The 21205-nt window shown below is 43.2% G+C and carries 19 protein-coding genes; 4 read left to right on the forward strand and 15 right to left on the reverse strand.

Annotation, left to right across the window (positions count from 1 at the left end):
- Positions 1–2 precede the first annotated feature (2 nt).
- The 3 genes from M992_RS06145 to tesA form a co-directional block, all read right to left on the reverse strand.
- The gene (locus M992_RS06145; RefSeq protein ID WP_053907776.1) at positions 3–860 is read right to left on the reverse strand and encodes a co-chaperone YbbN; all 858 of its coding nucleotides are present in this window, start codon (positions 858–860) and stop codon (positions 3–5) included.
- 60 nt (positions 861–920) lie between these two features.
- The gene (locus tag M992_RS06150) at positions 921–1706 is read right to left on the reverse strand and encodes an SDR family oxidoreductase (RefSeq protein ID WP_047256372.1); all 786 of its coding nucleotides are present in this window, start codon (positions 1704–1706) and stop codon (positions 921–923) included.
- A 184-nt stretch (positions 1707–1890) separates the two neighbouring features.
- Complete coding sequence (gene tesA / locus M992_RS06155; protein WP_072165924.1) at positions 1891–2523, reverse strand: multifunctional acyl-CoA thioesterase I/protease I/lysophospholipase L1; 633 nt, start codon at positions 2521–2523, stop codon at positions 1891–1893.
- Here tesA and ybbA point away from each other — a divergent pair.
- Positions 2491–3177 (forward strand): putative ABC transporter ATP-binding protein YbbA, encoded by a 687-nt coding sequence (gene ybbA, locus M992_RS06160; RefSeq protein ID WP_053907777.1) that lies wholly within the window; start codon positions 2491–2493, stop codon positions 3175–3177. The genes tesA and ybbA overlap by 33 nt on opposite strands.
- The gene (ybbP, locus tag M992_RS06165) at positions 3174–5618 is read left to right on the forward strand and encodes a putative ABC transporter permease subunit YbbP (RefSeq protein WP_053907778.1); all 2445 of its coding nucleotides are present in this window, start codon (positions 3174–3176) and stop codon (positions 5616–5618) included. Before ybbA ends, ybbP begins: the two co-directional genes overlap by 4 nt.
- Positions 5619–5798: 180 nt before the next feature.
- Here ybbP and M992_RS06170 read toward each other — a convergent pair whose 3' ends face one another.
- From M992_RS06170 to purE, 3 genes are all read right to left on the reverse strand, one after another.
- Positions 5799–7040: an MFS transporter gene (locus tag M992_RS06170; RefSeq protein WP_053907779.1), complete on the reverse strand. Its 1242-nt coding sequence runs from the start codon at positions 7038–7040 to the stop codon at positions 5799–5801.
- Between the two features lie 288 nt (positions 7041–7328).
- Positions 7329–8396 (reverse strand): 5-(carboxyamino)imidazole ribonucleotide synthase, encoded by a 1068-nt coding sequence (purK, locus tag M992_RS06175; RefSeq protein ID WP_047256377.1) that lies wholly within the window; start codon positions 8394–8396, stop codon positions 7329–7331.
- Positions 8396–8908 (reverse strand): 5-(carboxyamino)imidazole ribonucleotide mutase, encoded by a 513-nt coding sequence (gene purE / locus M992_RS06180; RefSeq protein WP_047256378.1) that lies wholly within the window; start codon positions 8906–8908, stop codon positions 8396–8398. The genes purK and purE overlap by 1 nt, the downstream gene beginning before the upstream one ends.
- A gap of 90 nt (positions 8909–8998) precedes the next feature.
- On the opposite strand from purE, the gene M992_RS06185 reads away from it, so the two are divergent.
- Positions 8999–9271: a hypothetical protein gene (locus M992_RS06185; RefSeq protein WP_053907780.1), complete on the forward strand. Its 273-nt coding sequence runs from the start codon at positions 8999–9001 to the stop codon at positions 9269–9271.
- Here the strand turns inward: M992_RS06185 and M992_RS06190 are convergent.
- A complete protein-coding gene (locus M992_RS06190) occupies positions 9246–9968 on the reverse strand; it encodes a UDP-2,3-diacylglucosamine diphosphatase (RefSeq protein WP_053907781.1) in 723 nt (240 codons plus the stop codon). The two genes, M992_RS06185 and M992_RS06190, sit on opposite strands and share 26 nt — an antisense overlap.
- 12 nt (positions 9969–9980) lie before the next feature.
- Positions 9981–10475 (reverse strand): peptidylprolyl isomerase B, encoded by a 495-nt coding sequence (ppiB, locus tag M992_RS06195; RefSeq protein WP_047256381.1) that lies wholly within the window; start codon positions 10473–10475, stop codon positions 9981–9983.
- A gap of 594 nt (positions 10476–11069) precedes the next feature.
- Between ppiB and cysS the strand changes: the two genes are divergently transcribed.
- Entirely contained in the window at positions 11070–12458 is a 1389-nt protein-coding gene (gene cysS / locus M992_RS06200; RefSeq protein ID WP_047256382.1) for a cysteine--tRNA ligase, read from the forward strand.
- Between the two features lie 131 nt (positions 12459–12589).
- Here cysS and M992_RS06205 read toward each other — a convergent pair whose 3' ends face one another.
- From M992_RS06205 to fruB, 7 genes are all read right to left on the reverse strand, one after another.
- Positions 12590–13261, reverse strand: coding sequence for a YecA/YgfB family protein (locus tag M992_RS06205; RefSeq protein ID WP_053907782.1), 672 nt, complete (start codon positions 13259–13261; stop codon positions 12590–12592).
- Between the two features lie 179 nt (positions 13262–13440).
- Positions 13441–14103, reverse strand: a complete 663-nt coding sequence (locus M992_RS06210) for a MarC family NAAT transporter (protein ID WP_047256384.1) — start codon at positions 14101–14103, stop codon at positions 13441–13443.
- A gap of 13 nt (positions 14104–14116) precedes the next feature.
- Positions 14117–15817, reverse strand: a complete 1701-nt coding sequence (locus M992_RS06215; protein WP_053907783.1) for an FUSC family protein — start codon at positions 15815–15817, stop codon at positions 14117–14119.
- On the reverse strand, positions 15818–16669 hold the full coding sequence (locus tag M992_RS06220) for an efflux RND transporter periplasmic adaptor subunit (protein WP_047256385.1): 852 nt from the start codon (positions 16667–16669) through the stop codon (positions 15818–15820).
- Between the two features lie 642 nt (positions 16670–17311).
- Positions 17312–19030, reverse strand: a complete 1719-nt coding sequence (gene fruA, locus M992_RS06225) for a PTS fructose transporter subunit IIBC (RefSeq protein ID WP_053907784.1) — start codon at positions 19028–19030, stop codon at positions 17312–17314.
- Positions 19031–19041: 11 nt separating this feature from the next.
- Positions 19042–19992 carry a 1-phosphofructokinase gene (fruK, locus tag M992_RS06230; protein WP_047256387.1) on the reverse strand — a complete coding sequence of 317 codons (951 nt, stop codon included), beginning with the start codon at positions 19990–19992 and terminating at the stop codon, positions 19042–19044.
- A complete protein-coding gene (gene fruB / locus M992_RS06235) occupies positions 19989–21137 on the reverse strand; it encodes a fused PTS fructose transporter subunit IIA/HPr protein (protein WP_047256388.1) in 1149 nt (382 codons plus the stop codon). The genes fruK and fruB overlap by 4 nt, the downstream gene beginning before the upstream one ends.
- Positions 21138–21205 lie beyond the last annotated feature (68 nt).

Here is a 21205-nt window from a genome sequence, read left to right on the forward strand (position 1 = left end):
AACTAGTACAACAATGAATACATCTTACGGCGATATTGACTGGCTAATGCATCGCCGGTACCCATCGCAGACATAATATCCATCATGGTTTTTTTCATTGCTCCGTCGGCTACCGAGAGATCGGTTTTTAAGAAGCTGAATAATAAGGCTAAAGCTTCTTCGTTGCGGCTGACTTCATGCAATTTGAGGGCTAACTGAATAGCCAACGCGGTATTTTCAGGATCAGCAGCAAACGATTGTTGCAGTTGCTGAATCTCAGGGGTATCCGCCGCTTGGCGTTGTAAATCAATTTGCGATACTAAACCCTGATAGCGACTGTCTTTATCTTGCAATGGCACGCTATCTAGCAAGGTTTGTGCTTCATCTAATTGATTGAGCGCAATTAATGCTTCAGCATATAAAAGGGTAATATCACTGTTTTTCGGCGCTAGTTGATGGGCTTCTTTTAACAGCGGTAGAGCCTCTGCGGTTTTACCTTCAGCCATTAATTCCGCCGCTTGTGAGGCGCTAATTTCTTCAGGTTTCGGTAAGGCACGAGACAGCATATCACGTACGAATTCTTCCGGTTGCGGGCCTTGGAAACCGTCAACAGGTTGACCATTTTGCAATAAATATACCGTAGGAATAGCGCGTAAACCAAACTGAGCCGCCACGGAGGGTTGTTCATCACAATTGACTTTAGCGAGAACAAACAAACCAGCATATTCGTTTGCCAGTTTATCCAGTGTGCCAGTTAGTTCATGGCAATGAGGGCTTTGTGCGGACCAAAAATAAAATACCACGGGGATATTCATTGACTGTTCAACGAGTTGGGATAAATTACTTTCGTTTACATCGAAAATCTGTGCGGTAGCAAGCATAAACAATCTCTTTAATTAATTAGGTTGATTAACTTAAATATGAGGGCTGATGTTTAAAATTCAACTCGGCTTCTCTTGTTTTGCCAGAACGCGGTCGATTAAACCATCGGGCAATAGCCTTTTCAGGATTTTTACGCCATGAGTAAGTAGCGTCACCGCATAGCGGATCCGTGGGCGTGGGCTTTCTAAGGCGTGAATAACCTTGGCGACCACATCGTCTGGTGTAAGCGTAAAACGTTTGGCAATGCCGGGATTTTTCACCGGTTTATTTTTTTCTGTTTGGGTGACATTCGCACTAAAACGAGTGCTTATAGGCCCTGGTTCAATCAAACTAACACGCACACCGCTGCTTTTTAGCTCTAGCCGTAAGGCATCAGACCATGCCTCGAGAGCATATTTACTGGCGGCATAAGCACCGCGACCGGGAGTAGAGATAATCCCCATCACCGAACTGGTTTGAATAATGCGTCCTTCGCCGTGGGGCACAATAGCCGGCAATAAACGCAGCGTTAATTGATGAACCCCAAAAAAATTGCTGGAAAATTGATGCTCCATCTCTTCACGACTGATGGTATTTAATGGACCATAGACGCCAAATCCGGCATTGTTAAATAAGCCATAGAGCCGGCCTTGTGTTAGGGCAATCACTTGATCGGCGGCATTATCGACGCTGTGTTTATCGTCTAAATCGAGCAATACGGTTTCGAATCCAAGTGAGGTTAAGTGTTGTAAATCAGCTTGTTTACGGCAACTGGCGATAACCCTAAATCCCCGTTGGCGTAATTTTTCTGCGGCGCACAGACCAATTCCACTCGATGCCCCGGTGATAAATACCGATTTTTGCATAACTTTACCTATAGATAGATGATGTAACATATTTATACGCAGCAATTCTCGCTTAGCCCTAGGTTGCTGATTATATTAATGACGAATCGGGACTAGATTGTGCACCACGTGGCGTGCAAGGCGGTGCGCTCAAATAATCAGCGTCTTTGCCAAGATAGCATTATAAGGCTGCTAGAGAGCGGCTTTATTTTTTAACATAAGGTGACAATGCGCTGTCCATATAATCCGCAATAAAGGCTTGTGCTTCTTCAGTTGGATGAATACCATCGGCTTGTAGCCATTCGGGTTTTATCACCACCTGTTCCATATAAAAAGGCAATAAAGGAATCTCTGCCTCATGGGCCAGCGCCGGATAAATCTGTTCAAAGCTGCGAGTATATCGCTGCCCATAGTTAGGCGGAATGCGGATTTGCATTAATAGCGGTTGTGCTCCCGATTGCTTGATTAGGGTGATAATCTGTTGCAGATCGCGGTTTAATTGCTGAACGGCTAGCCCTTGTAGGCCGTCATTAGCGCCTAATTCAATCAGCACCCAATCCGGTTTATGTTGTTCAAGTAAGGCGGGCAGACGTGCTAAGCCTTGGGCCGCAGTATTACCGCTGATACTGGCATTGATTACGCTGATTTTTTGTGGCGATTGTTGCCATTTATCCGCCAATAACTTGGCCCACGCACTGTCAGCAGGCAGTCGGTAGCCCGCACTTAGGCTATCACCGAGGATCATCAATTTCGTCGCGGCTAGCACGTTGCCACTGGCGGTTAGCATTAATAAAAGGATCACTAAATGTCGGCAGAAAATATTCTTGAAGTTCATCATCTCATTAAACGTGTTGGTCAAGGGGAACATGAACTGACTATATTGCAGGGTGTTGAACTTATTGTCGAGCCCGGGCAGACCCTGGCGTTAATTGGTGAATCGGGTTCGGGTAAATCGACCTTGCTCGGAATTATCGCCGGTTTAGATGATGGTAGCAGCGGTGAAGTCAAGCTACTCGGGCACTCCCTAACAAGAATGGATGAAGAACAGAGAGCGCGTTTACGGGCAGAAAGCATCGGTTTTGTGTTTCAATCTTTTTTATTGATCCCCACTTTGAACGCTCTTGAAAACGTGCAACTCCCAGCTTTATTGCGTGGCGAGTCTGAAGCGGCTAGTACTCAGCAAGCGGTCGAATTGTTAACTGAACTTGGCTTAGGTCAACGGTTAAAACATATGCCAGCGCAATTATCCGGTGGCGAACAGCAGCGCGTTGCCTTAGCTCGTGCTTTCAATGGGCGTCCGCGTTTACTGTTTGCCGATGAACCGACCGGTAATCTGGACAGACAAACCGGGGATAAAATCGCCGATCTGTTATTTTCACTCAATCGCGATTACGGCACCACCCTGATTTTGGTCACCCATGACAGCCAATTAGCCGCACGCTGCCAGCGTAGGTTACGATTGGTAGATGGAAAATTGAGGGAGGAAGCATGATTTGGCGTTGGTTTTGGCGTGAATGGAAAACGCCTTCGCTATTGATAGTGTGGTTAGCATTAACTTTGGCGGTAGCCTGTGTGCTGGCGTTAGGGCGGATTAGTGATCGAATAGAAAACAGCATGAGTTATCAGAGCCGTGAATTATTAGCCGGTGATCTGGTGCTGCGATCTTCGCATCCAATCGATGAAACCTGGCTACAGCAGGCAAAAGAAGACGGTTTAACCGTCAGTCGGCAGTTGAGCTTTTCGACCATGACTTATGGATCATCGGCGCTGGATGCTGTGCCCCAATTGGCGTTAGTCAAAGCTGTCGATCACGCTTATCCACTGTATGGCGATTTAATCACCGATCCGCCGGGATTACGGCCGCAAAAAGGCCAGGTACTGGTTGCGCCTCGGTTATTGGATCTGCTCGAGGTTAAGGTGGGTGATACCATTGATGTGGGTGATAGCGCGTTGGTTATTTCAGGGGTGTTATTGCAAGAGCCGGACAGTGGATTTAACCCGTTTCAAATTGCGCCAAAAGTGTTAATTGATTGGCAAGATGCGCTGGCTACAGGGGCTATCCAGACGGGCAGTCGCTTAACCTATCGCGATATGTTTGCCGGCCCAACGGCTTCAATTGATGCCTTCGAGGCACGTTATAACCCCGAATTAAGAAGCGATCAGCGTTGGTATACGCTGAATCAAGACAGCGGTGCGGTCGCGAAAACGTTTCAACGTGCTCAGCAATTTTTACTGCTATCGGTGCTGTTGACTCTGTTGTTAGCCATTGCGGCGATTGCTATCTCAATGGCACATTATTGCCGCAGTCGCCATCAGTTGATTGCGGTCCTTAAAACTTTAGGTGCAGGGCGTAACGCCTTACGCCAATGGATTATTGGCCAATGGTTAGTGATTTTAGTTGCCGCCACTGCTGTAGGTTCATTGTTGGGGCTAGGATTTGAAGCTATTTTAATCCATATTTTAGGCGCGATGTTACCCAAAGAGCTACCGGCACCGGGGTATTGGCCATGGGGATGGGCCGTAGGCACTTTGTTTGCCATTGCCTTGCTGGTGGGATTACGCCCGTATCGTCAGTTAATGGCCACTCAGCCATCGCGAGTCCTGCGTAATGATATTTCGGCGCCGGTTTGGCGCTTATCGTTCTATTTACCCATCATGGGATCCATCGTGATTGGCGGCTTATTGTTGTTGGTCGGGGTTAAGCCGCTGTTATGGTCTATTTTAGCCGGAATAGTGATGGTTGCTGTGTTGTTGGCCCTGTTCGGTTGGCTCGGTTTATGGCTATTACGCCAATGTAAATTCCGTCAATTGAGTGTGCGTTTATCGGTGAATCGACTCTTACGCCAGCCACTACAGACTATTACTCAGATGAGTGCTTTCTCTTTATCCTTCATGCTATTAGCATTATTGATTTTAGTTCGGGGCGATTTATTAGACCGCTGGCAGCAACAATTACCGGCAGACAGCCCGAATTACTTCTTGATCAATATGAGCCAACCGCAGATCCCCCCGGTGACCGAATTATTGGCGCGCCATCAAGTTAAACCCACGGCATTTTATCCGGTGATATTGGCACGTTTAACTGAAATTAATGCAATCCCTGCGCTGCAATGGGCAGATGAAATTGCTCCTAATAGTAATACAGTACGGCGTGAGCTTAACCTAACATGGCAGCAGTCACTGCCGGAGGCTAATGTGCTGGATGTTGGTGTTTGGCCACCTAAAGCCGGTGAAGTCTCTATTGAACAAACCGTCGCCAAAGAATTACAGTTAAAACTGGGGGATAAATTAACATTCAATGCCGATACTCACCCGTTTACTGCCACGGTAAGCAGCATTCGAACTGTTGATTGGGAAAGTTTGCGACCTAACTTCTTCTTTATTTTCCCTGAATCGACTTTAGCCAACATGCCGACCACTTGGCTGAGCAGTTTCCATTATGACGGTGATGGTAAGTTACTTACTGAGATCAATCGTGCTTTCCCGACGATCAACGTGCTTGATACTGGCGCCATGATTTCGCAAATTCAGCAAATTTTACAACAGGTTAGCCAAGCATTAGAAGTCATGGTCGTGCTGGTTATTTTTTGTGGACTGTTGCTGTTATTAGCCCAAATTCAAGTAGGAATGAGCCAGCGTGAATTAGAGCTGGTCGTTTATCGTACCTTAGGGGCCAGTAAAAAACTGATGCGTCGTACTCTGTGGTGTGAGTTTGCACTGTTGGGATTAATGGCCGGTTTGGCAGCCGCTTTTGGGGCAGAGGTCGCTTTATGGTTATTACAGACCCAAGTTTTTGATTTCCCTTGGCAACCTGAATGGCGCATGTGGATTGGATTACCGCTGGGTGCGGCTTTGTTACTGTCAATGTGTGGCGGTTGGTTAGGGATTAGGTTATTGAATAATAACAATCAGCATCGGCGCTATTCGGCATAGTTATTAGTAATATAGCTATTGCCGCACAGCTATTACGGCACAGTTATTACAGTATCGTTATTGCCGTACCGTTATTAAAAAATAGCGTATATTGTGATGTTAACTGAGCATAAAACAGCCCGAATCAATAACACGGTTCGGGCTGTTTTTTTAGCGGTTTTTGCTAGTTAAATCGCTGGATTATTTCAATACTGGCGGGCGCATCAGTAAAGTGAAAATCAAGATAATCACTACAGGGGCGGCGATAACCAGAAAGGCCGGCGTAAAACTGTGAGTATAATCTTTGATTGCCCCGGCAAAGAAAGGCGCTAAACAGGCCAAGGTAGAAATAAGATTGACCACCGAGAATAGTTCCAGATAAGGGCCTCGGCCAAAATAGTTAGAGAGCAGTACACTGGAGGCCAAAAAGGTCATACCGTAGCCAATACCGACACACAGTGTAAACATCAGCAGCCAAAACCATGACGTAGCAATACTCAATGAAATCAAGCCAATAACGATTATCCCTAAGCTGCAAATTAACAGCTTTTTAGGATCCAGCCATTCCCCCGCCGCGCCACCCAGTAAGCGTGAAAAGGCGTTAACAAAAGCCATGGTGCTTAATAATGACACCGCAATCGTCAGGCTAAAGCCGCGATCTTCAATATGTGCCACTGCGAAGCTGTTAACGGTGATCCCACACCATAAAAATGCGGTATAGGTGGCGGCAATTAAATAGAATTGCCAAGTGCGTAACGCGCGTCGAGCGGTCCAAATATCTTTGGTACGATAAATCGCTTTAGGGGGTTCCGCCGCTTGTTTTTGCATAATGTTTTTAGCATGAGCCCGTTCTTTATCCCCCTCACGCAGAGTACACAAAGTGATAAAGGTGACCACAGAAAGATAAAGCGCGCACAGGATCCAATGTATTCGCCACGAGCCCATTTGATTCGAGGCGTAAAAGTAAATCCACGGCCCGGCCACGCCGCCCAATCCACCGATAGTAAAATACAACCCAAACGCCATCGATTGTTTTTCAAACAAGCGTGAAATAACGTAAGTCCCCGGCACGGTGGCTAAAAAAGTAAAGCCAATGCCTAATAAGGCGGTGCCTAAAAAATAGGTGCTGATATTTTGGGTAATATATAAGCTATAAAATCCGCCAATAAAGACCAATGTGCCAAACAATAAAGTCAGACGCACACCGATATTGCGAATAAAAATAGAGGGTAAAAAGCTGGATAACCCGCAGGTCAGCCCCAGTAAGGTGAATCCAAACCCGGCTTCTGTCCAACTCCATTTTAGTTCATCTATCATACCCGGCAGCACCACTCCCAGAGAGGTAAAGGTGGTCGCAGTAGCTAGAAAATAAATCGCGCCTAATAAAATCAGGATGCTCCACTGATAGAGAGCACTGAAGTGTGGGGACGGTTGTGATGTCATTAACGCTCCAAAACGTGACTCATCATACGTTGGTTGCCACTGGCTCGGGAGCGCGGCAGTTCAAGGTAGGTTGAGTAAAACTCGTCATGCTGTTCTTAAGATCTTTCATTGCCGCAGAAATCTTTATTGTTGGCCGCAATATTGACCAAGAAAATGCGATCCCTTCAAGAATAGAATAACGATAAAAAATAGCTTAATGCCCGAGAGTGCAGCTCGGGCAAAGTTGGTTCAAAATGGGGATTGGCCATTAAGATATGGCGCTATTTTGGCTGTTTATGGCGCAGACTACTAGCTTAATTTTATTTTTGCCCACTCAATGCCGCTTTGATACTCTGGCGGCAATAATGTCACCAAGACATCCAACGTAGCGGTGAGGGTATCATTGTCTGGATGCGAGAGATTAAGATGGCCAACTTTACGCGCTGGGCGCACCTCTTTTTGATACCAATGCAGATGAACTAATGATAAATCAAGCCATTGCAGATTAACCTCGGTACCGATTAAATTGACCATAACGGCCGGGCAATAGACTTCGGGCTCCGGCAGAGGCAGATTTAAAATCGCCCGCAGATGCAGTTCAAATTGACTGATAGTGGCGCCGTTTTGGGTCCAATGACCGCTATTGTGGACCCGAGGCGCTAACTCATTAATCAGTAACTGATCACCGACAATAAAGCATTCCATCGCCATTACGCCGACATAGTCTAAATTATTCATTACCGCCGTCAGCATAGATTCAGCTTGCTGTTGACGGTGGGAGAGATGTTTCGGGAAGGCGACACTGGTGCGTAAAATACCGTCTTGATGCAGATTATGAGTCATCGGATAAAACACGGTTTTTCCGCTGGCATTCCGAGCGCCAATAATCGACACCTCGCCATCGAAAGGGATCCCTTGTTCGACAATAGCTTGGCCGTAGATCTCTGGAGGTAAAGCGGCTTCATCACCGGGTTTAATCCGCCACTGGCCGCGGCCGTCATAACCGCCAGTTCTGCGTTTAACAATCAAAAAATTTCCTAGCGAGGCAAACAGCTCAGGCCATTGATCTGGCGATTCAAGCGCGACCCAAGGCGAAGTCGCGAGCGATAGCGAATCTAATAACTGTTTTTGCGGTAATCGGTCGGCTAACCGTGGGAAAATATCGCGATTAATAAACGCATTATGGCCCGCCAACTCTCGAGTTAACGGGGTTTCTGGCCAGCGTTCAATTTCAGCCGTAATCACGCTTTGCTGATAAGGAACTGACTCCGGCTCGGCATCGATACCAATCGGATAAACGGCTATTCCCAGCGGTTCACCTGCTTGGCGCAGCATTCGTCCTAATTGACCATTACCTAAGACACAGACTGGTTTCATTATGCCTCCCGCGGATCTGGATTATCGAGAACATCGTTAGTTTGCTTTTCACGCCACAGCGACAGACGACTAAATAGCGAAGCGTCATGGATAGCGAGAATTTGTGCGGCTAATAATGCGGCATTGCCCGCGCCAGCTTTACCAATTGCCAAGGTACCGACCGGGATCCCTTTAGGCATTTGAACTATCGAATATAAGCTATCGACGCCACTTAAGGCAGCGCTTTGGACCGGCACGCCTAATACCGGAACCAATGTTTTGGCAGCGATCATACCGGGTAAATGCGCGGCTCCCCCCGCTCCAGCAATAATAACCTCAAAACCTCGTTGTTTGGCCTGTTCAGCAAAAGAAAATAGTTTATCTGGCGTCCGGTGGGCCGAGACGATTTCAACATGAAAAGGTAAGTCTAACTCGGTCAGAATATCAGCGGCATGTTGCATGGTGGACCAGTCACTTTTAGATCCCATGACGATAGCAATTTTTGCTGCTGGGGGTACGGCGTGGGTGGTCATTGGGAAGAGGCTCCTTTATTGATCTCTGGCATATTTAATCAAATCATTTATAACGCCGATGATATCACGGTATAACAGTAAGGAAAACGTTTGCGTGAGGCTGATTTAGCCAAATTATGCCAATTTTTATTATTTATTGCCGCTCAATATTTTATGCCAAACTTTTTATCGCCAACATTTTATGCTACGAGTACGGCAAGCACGGCACCGGATAATCAGCATGAAAAATACATTGCTGAACCGCCAGTCAAACTGTGGACAGGTTTTGGAAATATCGTTGGGGATATGGTTAAGCTGACCGCTGAACAGGGTGGGGGGATTAGCAGCCGCCTAGCAGTTAAAAAGGAAACGAAATTAAGGTAATTCCTTGTGCATTAATCACAAATGCAGAGCCTTCGTGGTGCCATGCCCCGAGTACACCGCGAAAATAATGTTGATCATGATGGATAATTTCATGAATTGCAGGGCGATGAGTATGGCCGTGGATCATCCAATCGGCGTGATAGTGCTCTAATTGCTCAATCACCGCTTGTGGATTAACATCCATAATCGACTCCGCTTTCATACGGCTGGCTTGTCGGCTATTTTGACGCATTTTTTGTGCGATACGGCGGCGAATAAACAGTGGTAAGGCCAAAAATAAACGCTGGATCCACGGTGTATGCACTTTTTTGCGGTAATTTTGGTAGGCTTGATCATCAGTACATAGCGTATCGCCATGCAGTAAAAGTATTTTTTGACCGTACAATTCGATCAGATGCGATTGGGCTAAAATAGTCATTCCGCATTGCTTGGCATAGCGTTGGCCGAGCAAAAAATCACGATTACCGTGCATAAAATAGCATTTAACCCCTTGCTGTTGAAGGTAGTTTAGCGCCTCAGCAATTTGGGTATGCAACGGATTGGGATCATCATCGCCAATCCAATAATTAAAGAAATCACCCAGAATATACAGCTGCTCAGCATGAACCGCTTGCTGATAAATAAAATTAATAAAACCGGCGGTGATCGCCGGTTCATCTTCACTTAAGTGCAAATCTGCAATAATCAGTGTCGACATAAATTGTCTGAATTATTCGCTGATAGTTACGTTAGTGATAATAACGTCTTCGCGTGGCACATCTTGGTGTAAACCACTGCGACCGGTTGAAACAGATTTGATTTTATCTACCACATCCATGCCTTCAACCACTTCAGCAAATACACAGTAGCCCCAACCATCTGGGCGCTCTGAACGGAAGTTCAGGAAGTCATTATCAACCACGTTGATAAAAAACTGAGCAGTTGCAGAATGAGGATCGTTAGTACGCGCCATTGCCAGCGTACCACGGCTGTTTTTTAAGCCATTATTGGCTTCATTTTTAATCTCAGCCTTGGTTTCTTTTTGTTTCATGCCTGGTTCAAAACCACCGCCTTGGATCATGAAACCGTTAATAACACGGTGGAAAATAGTATTATTGTAGAAGCCTTCACGGCAGTAGTTTAAAAAGTTCTCTACAGTCACTGGTGCTTTATCATCAAAAGTTTTAATAACGATATCACCGTGATTGGTATGAAAAGTAACCATAATAGCATTCCTGAATAATTGTTATTTATTTGCCCTTTAATGGGCATTAAGATCACAAAGTTTATATCATAGATGAAGCTTGGCGTCAGCTATTCTGCAAACATAGCTGTGATATTAACGATTATTTATCAATGTTTATTCCGTCTATTTTTAGTGCCAGCTTATGCGCAATCCATTTGATCATCGGAATATGTTTGGCGATTAAGTTTATTGCTTAAAAGGGGGACATTAATTGATGATACTGCGAGCGAAATGGCTCATATGCAGATAGCGCGGGAGCAAATACCGGCAGTGCGGTCGGTGTTCAGGCAGGCATCTATATAAGAATAACATCCGTTGCAATCTGTATAAGATAAGGCTTCAATACCCACTGAGTTAGCATTTAATCCAGCATGATAGACCTAAGCCGGTATTAAACCACGCCAACTTAACTTATAATTCATTTTAATACCCGTCATACTTCAGGTTGTTGGCAGGTGGCAACTTCGGTTATTGTTAACTGAGTTTGTCTACCTTTAATTATTACTTTCCTGTCCACCGAATTATTTTGGGCATATATATTATGTGTACAGCTAAATAAACGGAATAATGTCGATGCTACAAATTTTTAATACACTCAGTCGTCAAAAAGAACAATTTAAACCTATCCATCCGGGAAAAATAGGGATGTACGTGTGTGGTATTACAATTTACGACTTATGTCATATTGGGCATGGGCGTACCTTTGTTGCATTCGACGCCATCAGCCGCTATTTACGTTATTTAGGTTATGATTTAACCTACATTCGCAATGTAACCGATATTGACGATAAAATTATTAAACGCGCCGCTGAAAATAATGAATCCGTCAGTGAATTAACCACCCGTATGCTGGCAGAGATGCACAAAGATTTTGATGCATTAAACATTCTGCGCCCAGACCATGAGCCTAAAGCTACAGAGCATATCGCAGAAATTATCGAGTTAACCGAGCAATTGATCGAACGTGGCCATGCCTATGTTGCCGATAATGGCGATGTTATGTTTGAAGTCAGTACCGATGCGGATTACGGCGTACTTTCACGCCAAGATTTAGAGCAATTACAAGCAGGTGCGCGAGTTGAAATCGCTAACGCAAAACGTAACCCAATGGATTTTGTGTTATGGAAAATGTCTAAGCCGGGCGAACCAAGTTGGCCATCCCCGTGGGGATTAGGTCGTCCAGGATGGCATATCGAGTGTTCTGCAATGAATGGCAAACAGCTTGGTCACCATTTTGATATTCATGGCGGTGGTTCAGATTTAATGTTCCCACACCATGAAAATGAAATCGCGCAATCAACCTGTGCCCATGACGGCCCTTATGTTAATTACTGGATGCACTCTGGCATGGTGATGATTGATAAAGAAAAAATGTCTAAATCATTGAACAATTTCTTTACCATTCGCGATGTTTTGGAATATTACGACGCCGAGACTATCCGTTATTTCTTACTTTCTGGCCATTATCGTAGCCAATTGAATTATACCGAAGATAATTTAAAACAGGCACGAACGGCATTAGAGCGTTTATACACCGCATTACGTGGCACCGATAAAACTGCGCAACCTGAAGGTGGCGAAGCCTTTAAAGCGCGTTTTATTGAGGCGATGAACGATGATTTTAATACGCCAGAAGCCTATTCTGTACTGTTCGATATGGCGCGTGAAATCAATCGCTTAAAAACAGAAGATAGCTCATTAGCTCATGGTTTAGCCGCGGAATTACGTATTTTAGCGGGGGTTTTAGGATTATTAGAACAAGATCCTGAGCAATTCTTGCAAAGTGGTGCACAGACTGAAAGTGATGAAGATGTGGCTAAAATTGAAGGGCTAATTAAACAACGTAACGATGCTCGTGCCAACAAACAGTGGGCATTAGCTGATTCCGCCCGTGACCAATTAACTGACATGGGAATTGTGCTAGAGGATGGGCCACAAGGTACGACTTGGCGCCGTAAATAATCCTTACTCGCGGATTTCTTTTGATTTAAGGGGGCTATTTTGTTGCCCCCTTTTTTATTTGATTGGCTTTAAAACGCTTATTTTATCGGGCGTTAGGCCGCTTTATGGTTAAATACTTGGCTGATGGCCAATTATTTACTCAAGCAGCATTGCTTATATTTTTTGCCACTGCCGCATGGGCAAGGGTCATTACGACCTATTTTTTCAGCCACGACTACCGGCACATTGAGCGCCTCTTGGTGTGCTATAACTCGCTGTGGTTGATAAAATTGGTGCAATTTAACAATGGCGGGTTGAATTGCATGAATGCTTTCGAGCAGTTGTTCTTCGTTCATTTCGCTCAGCAAAGGAAAGTTTTCTTCCCGGCCGTGCAGGGCGATGGCGTCAAAATCAGCTTGTCGTTCACTCGGTAATCCTGACCAATCTTGTAAGGCAGCACCGCGCATAAAGCCAAAACACCACTCTTCAACGATCAGATATTCTTTTTCTTGATCTTCGCGGTAATTAAACATGGGTTCGAATTGGTCAGGATAATCGATCAGCGTTTCTTCAATAATATTGCCTAATTCGAGAATTAAGGTGATAAAACGTTTTAATTCTGCATCAGATTGCCAATCCGGCGTATGCTCTTTACCGCCCCAGATTGCAGGCATCCATTCGTTAGGGGGCAAAATTGTCGGGCCGGTAATAATCGCCGTTAACATGCCATCAAGTTCAGACACATCTAGCACAGAGTCTTTATTACCATATTTGGTTAATATTCTGTTTAGCCAAACAAAATCTTTATCAGTTATTGTGCTCATGGTGAGTTACCTTTATTTTTAACGGCGATTTATCTTAATCTATCGATTCTTACCTTCAGAATTAATTTACATACTAAGTTAAACTGCCAAGGGCGCTGTAATATCGCTTGGATTAATGCCCAGAGTGTATAATAAAATTGGGCAAAATACTGATTATATCCATAAATATAGAGTGAATATTAAGCGCTAAAAAATCCACTGCGAGTTAATTCAGCGATCCCAGTAATAATAAATTGAACGCCCATACAAACTAATAAAAATCCCATGATCCTAGATATAGCATCAATACCATTTTTACCGAAAAATGACATAATCATTCCTGAACTGCGTAAACAGGCCCAGAGAATAATAGCAAATATGATAAAGACTAAAGGTGGGGCGATTAATAGAACCCAGTGCGGATAAATATCGGAATTAGAGATGGCTGAAGATGCCATACTGATGATCATGGCGATAGTTCCCGGGCCGGCAGTACTTGGCATCGCTAAGGGAACAAAGGCAATATTAGCTGCGTTTTCATTATGCTCTGTGGATGAATGTGCTTTATTAACCGTGGGTGCCGGAAATAACATCCGAAAACCAATATAAGCGACAATAATTCCTCCAGCTATTCTTAACCCCGGAATTGAGACGCCAAAAGTATTCATAATGGCTTGCCCCGCATACCAAGAGACAATCATAATAAAAAAGACATAAATTGGTGTTGATTTGGCGATTCTATTGCACTCTTCTTGAGTCATATTTCCGGATAAGCCAAGAAATAAAGCTACCGTAGTCAATGGATTCGATAATGGTAAAAGAACAGCTAAGCCAATACCAATAACAGTTAATAAATCAAACATATAAAGTCCTTAATCAAGATTGATACTGTGAGTATGAATAATAATATTTGATCGAACCTATGGCATATCGCAGATATTCATTATCTTGTGCTGATGAAGATAATGAACATTGGCTTATGGTCGCAATAATATCGTCTGTTGTATATTTTTCTATCATCATAGACATGGCTGTTAATAATAAATTTTTATGTTCGGAGGTTTCCATCAGCGCATGCAGACTAATTAACACATGTAACACGTAGAGAGTATTAAGATAATGATTATATTTATTTGGATAAGCATTAATTTTATTAATAGTAATTAAAATTGTATTATTTAATTTAGTTGGGTGTTGTGGTTTTTTAATAAAATCGGTAATTTTATTTAGAGTAAATAAGTATCTGTATTTTAAGAGGGTTTGTTCACTAGTGAAGGGAATTAGAAACAACAGCAAAATAACGATAATGATCGAAAGAAATATACCTAGTGATATATTAGCAAAAAAGAGAAAATCATAATTCATTGGATTAGTGAAGTTTATTAGAAAGATGATTGTAATAGACAGCACATGTGAAGCGAGAAAGAGTAATTTACTGCCTGATTTTAATAATCCAAGAATTAAAAATAGAGGAAAGAGGATCAACCATGCTTGTACTGGACTTTCTGCTTGGATTAAAAAGTAAAATTTTAAGATATAGCTGAAAGTGATCGCGATAATGGAAAGCCCCATGACGATAAAAGCCAGCATATTGACCTTGGGGAAACTAACCCCAAAAGTGAATGAAATGCTGACCAAAATCGGAAGGACAAAACCGTAGTCCCAGCCGCTGTTAAGCCAAAATAATAGGCTAATAAATAGGCCTATAAATAACCTAAGCATATTCAGTGCGGCGTTAGTCCAATCAATAAATATAAAGTAACTAGGCCGATGATTATTTTCATGATTAGCTTTACACGATGTAAAGATAAAATCTTTATATGCACGATAAGACAATATACTTCTGTTGGCTAAGGCGATAATAACAAAAGTAATTTGTGAGTTTATTTTATTGATGGGAAAAATGGGGTTATTTACAATGCTAAATTTATTTTCATAGGTATTGAACTCATCATAAGCAATAACATTAGCGATAATCTCGTTTAACTTATTTAATGTTTGGTTTTTATTTTTTTTAACTAAACTAGCCAATAATTGAGTTTTTAAATGAGTAATATCTTTTTTTATTTCATCAGTTTGCAGTTTTATACGATTATGCGGCGTTATTTTCATTATGAGGGAATAAACTAAAATACCAATCATAATTTCTATTAATCTTTCTTGTGATAAAGTAAATATAGTTGTCGGGGTTGGTGCTAATGAGGCACCAAAGGCGATAATTGCTGAAGTATAGCCAGATAATGAAAATAAATAAGGCATCATATATTTGGATATAGACGACAAAAATAGGCACAGAGATACCCAGAGGATAATTAATGAACTAAACCACCAATAATCATTTAAGCTAACATTCGCAATCACGGTTACCGCAATAACCCCAATCAAGCTACCTATTAAGCGCGCACCCATTTTAGCAAAACTTAATGATACGTTCGGGTAACTAATTATCGCTACGGTCATCATCGACCAATAAGGTTTATCAAAACCTAAATATGAGGGAATATACCAAGATAAAAATAGTGCTAACGTATATTTCAGTGCAAATTCCCAAGAATAAATTTTATTATTTGACATCATTTAATTTTCAATTATTACCGTGCATGTGGTCCCCGGAATTAAGATATGACTATCATAGTTATCTATTGAGATCTTAATTGGAACTCTTTGTGCCAGTCTGACCCAAGGATAGGTCGGCTCAACATTTTGTAGCAGCTGATTACCTGTAGTCGCGTTTTTATCTACAATCGCTCTGCCGATACTTTCTACTTTTCCTTCGAGAGATTGATCATTGCTATAAAGTTTTATAATTGCAGGCTTATTTACTGCAACATTCTTCATTTTTGTTTCTTCTAAATACGCGATAACGTAATAGGAATCTTTATCAATAATGGCAAACAGTGGGGTACCAGCATTGATATAATTACCTACCCTTAAACTAAAGTTAGTAATATAGCCATTAACTGGGGAAGTAATTTTAGTTCGACTAAGATCTAATTGTGCTTTTTCGATTTTTACTTTCGCTAAATCTATTTTCTTAGTAATTGAATCAAGTTTTGCTTTTGAATCTTCATATTCTTCTTTTGAAATAGCTTGCTTGGAGAGCTGAGAACGTCTGGCATATTGCTTTTGTACAAAATTATGCTGCACCATTAGATCATTTAACTCTAACTGAGCTTGCTTTAATTTTATTTCATAATCTATTTTCTCAATAGAGAATAAAATATCACCTTTTTTAACTTCTTGATTATCAACAATATAAAGATTATCTATTTTCCCGGATACCTCCGATGAGATTTCACTGATTTCAGCTCTCACTCGGCCGTCTCGAGTCCATGGGCTTAGCGCATAGTACTGCCATAGCATATAAATAGAGGTAATAATAAGTAATACAGAAATAACAATCAGGAGATACTTTTTTAAATTTATCATGTGGATAGCCAAAATTTTAGAGCTAAGTGTGTGATTAAAAAGCAAGTAAATAAAATGGAGATATCAAAAACATTACCCGCATAGTGTAATTTTTTTACTGATCCTACATAACAGATCCGCACTAATAACCAGAGGAAAAAACCAAAGAAAAAGACTAAGGTTATCCCCGGTAAATAAACGACTCCGCCCAAAAGAATATCTTTCATTTTAACTCACTATAAATTCACGCTATTTTTTAATTAATATATTATTTTTATACTAAAAAATAAAGTGTATTTTAAAATACTCGCATTTATTATATCGCAAATTGACTAATTTTGTTTTTTTAGTTGTAAACCAATGACGAGTAATTGTAACTATTCTATTCATTAGCTAGGTATGTTTACGTTGAGCAAAATAGCAGAAAGGTCGATTAAAAAAGCACGAAAAGAATAAAAGTATATCGATAAATAAAATAACACCAATAAATAAGAGGATAGCGGATAATAAAAGAATGACAATAGCCAAATAATGAGAATATATTGCAATAACGAAGAGAAAAGAGATTATATGATCAGATAACAATAAAGAGCTAAAAATAAAATCGACGGCATTTAAATTAAATACCGTCGATTAATATTGACAGGTTAACGGTTAGAAAGATTAAGCCATGCTAGCCATTTCTTTTTGCGCTTCCTGAGAACTGCGTTTTTTAATAACCGCATACAGAATACCGCTGACCGCTGTACCCGCAATAATTGCTAGCAGATACATCAACACGTGGTTGATAGCGCCTGGAATTAATAGCACGAACAGACCACCGTGAGGTGCCATTAACTGAATACCAAAGTACATAGACAGTGCGCCAGTTAACGCGCCACCGATAATACAACTTGGTAATACACGGATAGGATCTTTCGCGGCAAACGGGATTGCCCCTTCAGAGATAAAGCACAGACCGAGAACAAAAGAAGCTTTACCGGCTTCGCGCTCTGCGGGCACAAATTTATGGCGAGCTATTAAGGTGGCAACGCCCATCGCCAGTGGTGGAACCATACCGGCTGCCATAATTGCAGCCATAGGCGCATAGGTTTGTGAACTCAGCAAACCAACACCAAAAGCATACGCGGCTTTATTTAATGGACCACCCATATCGGTACACATCATCGCCCCCAATACTGCGCCAAGAATGACTGCATTGGTGGTTCCCATGGTATTCAGCCAGTGAGTTAACCAATCCATTAACCATGCGACTGGGCTACCGATGACATAAATCATCGCCAAACCTGTCACCAAGGTCGAAATTAATGGTACGATCAAGATAGGTTTTAGGGCTTCCATGGTTTGAGGCAGTTTCAACTTGGTGCTGACAAAGTGCGCACAGTAACCGGCTAAGAAACCCGAAATAATACCACCGAGGAAACCGGCACCTAAGGTTGTGGCTAACACACCGCCCACTAACCCCGGGGTGATCCCGGTACGATCTGCAATCGAATAAGCAATATATCCCGAGAGTACCGGCACCATTAATGCCAGCGCTGTGCCACCACCGATGAGTTTCAGCGCCCAAGCTAATGAACCTTCCACATTGGCCGCATCTAGCCCGAAAGCAAAAGACAGTGCCATACACAGACCACCGGCAACTACCATCGGCAGCATATAAGACACCCCGGTTAGCAGATGGCGATAAACACCGCGTTTTTCTCCCTTGCTGCTCGATGCCTCAGAAGAGGAGCCACCGGAGGCTTGGAACACACGAGCCTCTTTCAGCGCTTTATCCATTTCTTGCGCGGTTTTCTTCAATGCCGCACTGGTTGACGTACGATACATACGTTTGCCGGCAAATTTATCCACATTAACTTCAATATCGGCAGCCACGATCACCAAATCTGCCTGAGCAATTTCTTCGGCACTGATTTCGTTCCCTACACCGACAGAGCCGCGGGTTTCGACTTTAATTTGCCAGCCGCGTTTTTTGGCTTCGGCTTCTAACGCCTCGGCAGACATGTAAGTATGGGCAACACCTGTTGGGCAAGCTGTAACCGCTAATACCGACATTTTGCCTGAATTTGCGCTGTTTTCTGGCGCTTGAGCATTGGTGCTATTATTTTCAGGGCGATAAACAGCAGCTTGCGTTTTAGCATTGGCAATCATTGCCGCAGGGGTACGGATTGCCTCTTCGATAGCCGCAAAATAGACATTTTTTCCGTTTAAATCGATGCCGCTAGGTGCATGATTACCGGCAACTATCACTAACTCGGCTTGATTAATATCATCGACGACTACCAGCCCATTATCAGCGGCAACACTTTTTAATGCCTGACTAGCCATCATGGCCGCAGCAGGGCCTTGTGCGCTATTGGCGATAATAAATGTTTTCATAGGTCCTTTCCTTATTCGGCTTCTGCGTTGAAAGGTTGAAGATCAACTCGCGCCATCATTTTGGCTAGCTGTTCGCGATCAGAGAAACCCACATTCGGTTGTGAAACGGCCAACGCAGCAACTGCGGTGGCTAAACGTAAGGTATGTTCACTGGTTTGACGCATCATCAAGCCGTAAATCAATCCTCCCACCATTGAGTCGCCGGCACCTACAGTGCTGACTACTTCACATTTTGGTGGTTTGGCTAACCATGCACCGGAGGAGTTAACCCACATTGCGCCTTTTTCACCTAATGAGATAACCACGTGCGCAATACCTTGATTACGCAGTTGATTCGCCGCTGCAACCACATCTTTCAGGGTTGGCAGAGGTTTGCCTGCCCAAATTTCTAATTCACGGTGATTCGGTTTAACTAGCCATGGTGAAGCTTTCAAGCCGGCAACCAGTGCGTCGCGGCTGCTATCAAAAATAACACACATGCACTCGTTGCGTAGGCGTTCCATCCATTGAGTGAAGTCATTTAATGCCACGCCTGCCGGTAAGCTACCGCTGACACAGATCATATCAAATTGACCCGCCCAGCTTAGCGAATCACTGGCAAAACGTTGCCAATCGGCTTTTGTTACTTCGAATCCTGAAAAATTAAAGTCTGTGACAACTCCGTCACCTTCCGTCAATTTAACGTTGATGCGGGTGCGGCCTTCGACGACTTGGAAGCGATTAGCAATACCGGTTTCGCTGAATACTTTTTGGAATCCGTCTTGGTTTTCTTTCCCCAAGAAACCGCCCACAGTCACATCGATACCTAAGTTTTTCAGAACCTTGGCGACGTTAATTCCTTTACCAGCCGCGTGTAAACCGGCGGTTTTTACCAGATTAACTTCACCACGTTCGATTTCAGGCACTAAACCGACCAGATCATAGGCTGGATTTAGGGTAATTGTTGCAACTCTGCGGCTCATGCGACCTCCTCGCCAAGACCTTCGCGGATGGCATTACCGATAGTTTCCAAGGCGACTTGCGCATCCGGGCCTTCCACATTAATACGTAAACGGTGACCTTTTTTCACCCCAAGGCTGACGACTTTCATCAGGCTACGGCCATTAACCGGTACACCTGAGCCATCGAGATTAGTTACGGTCACCGCACTGTCGAATTTTTTAATTGTGCTCACCAGCATAGTGCTTGGACGAGTATGCAGACCGTGTGCATTGCGGATCACGAATTCTTCACTTAGCCCACTTTCAGGTTGTTGTGCGCCGCTATTTTCATTATTGAGTAAATTAACTAATGTTTCTGCATCAGTAATTTTTAGCATGTTGGCTGCGTGTTGCTGTAACAAAATTTGGCTTAAATTATTCAATACCGCTTCAGGCTGATTATCCGCCATCGCGACAGTAACTAACATAGCGACGGCATGTTCATCCTGCGTCGAGAAAATTTCTTGGGGGGTTGCAATGGCGATAGCACTGCCAAGATTCCCAACAGGGCTATCACTTAACCAAATACCTTGGCCTAAATGCAGCGGTTGATGGGTTAACGCGTGTGTAATGAACTCATTGGCGATCGCGCCAGTTTGTTGTAAGCGCGCAATATTCATCGCTTGCAACACGTTCAGGCTGTGCGCATCCATGCCTAAAGACAGAGTTTGCGGAGAAAAAGCCAAGGCTTGGCTAGTTTTTTCGCCCATTAATAAACTGCGTAATGTCTCGGCAGAGTCTGTTTTTGCCATTTCGGCAGCAATAGCTTCATCGCTCAGTACTTTAGTGAGCTGACGTAATAAAGATAAATGCTCGTTTGATTGCGCAGCGATACCGATAACGATATATGCGGTTTGATCATCACCCCAATTAACGCCCGCTGGAAATTGGAATACCGCCACACCGGTTTTTAATACTTGATCACGAGTATCAGTGGTCCCGTGCGGGATAGCGATACCATTACCCAGATAGGTCGGTGCCTGATTTTCTCGGTTTAGCATGCCTTGGACATAGCCATCTTTGACATATCCGGCTTCAGTCAGCGCAGCGGCGACCTGTTTAATGGCGCTTTCTTTATTCTGTGCTGTGGCTGCAAGATGGATATCTTGTGTTAACAGGTTAAACATAATATCTCCTGATCATTACTGATAAAGAATCGATTCAGCTTAATATTATGTTTAACAACGGCTTGTTG

The sequence above is a fragment of the Moellerella wisconsensis ATCC 35017 genome (assembly GCF_001294465.1).
In the GTDB taxonomy this organism is placed as follows: domain Bacteria; phylum Pseudomonadota; class Gammaproteobacteria; order Enterobacterales; family Enterobacteriaceae; genus Moellerella; species Moellerella wisconsensis.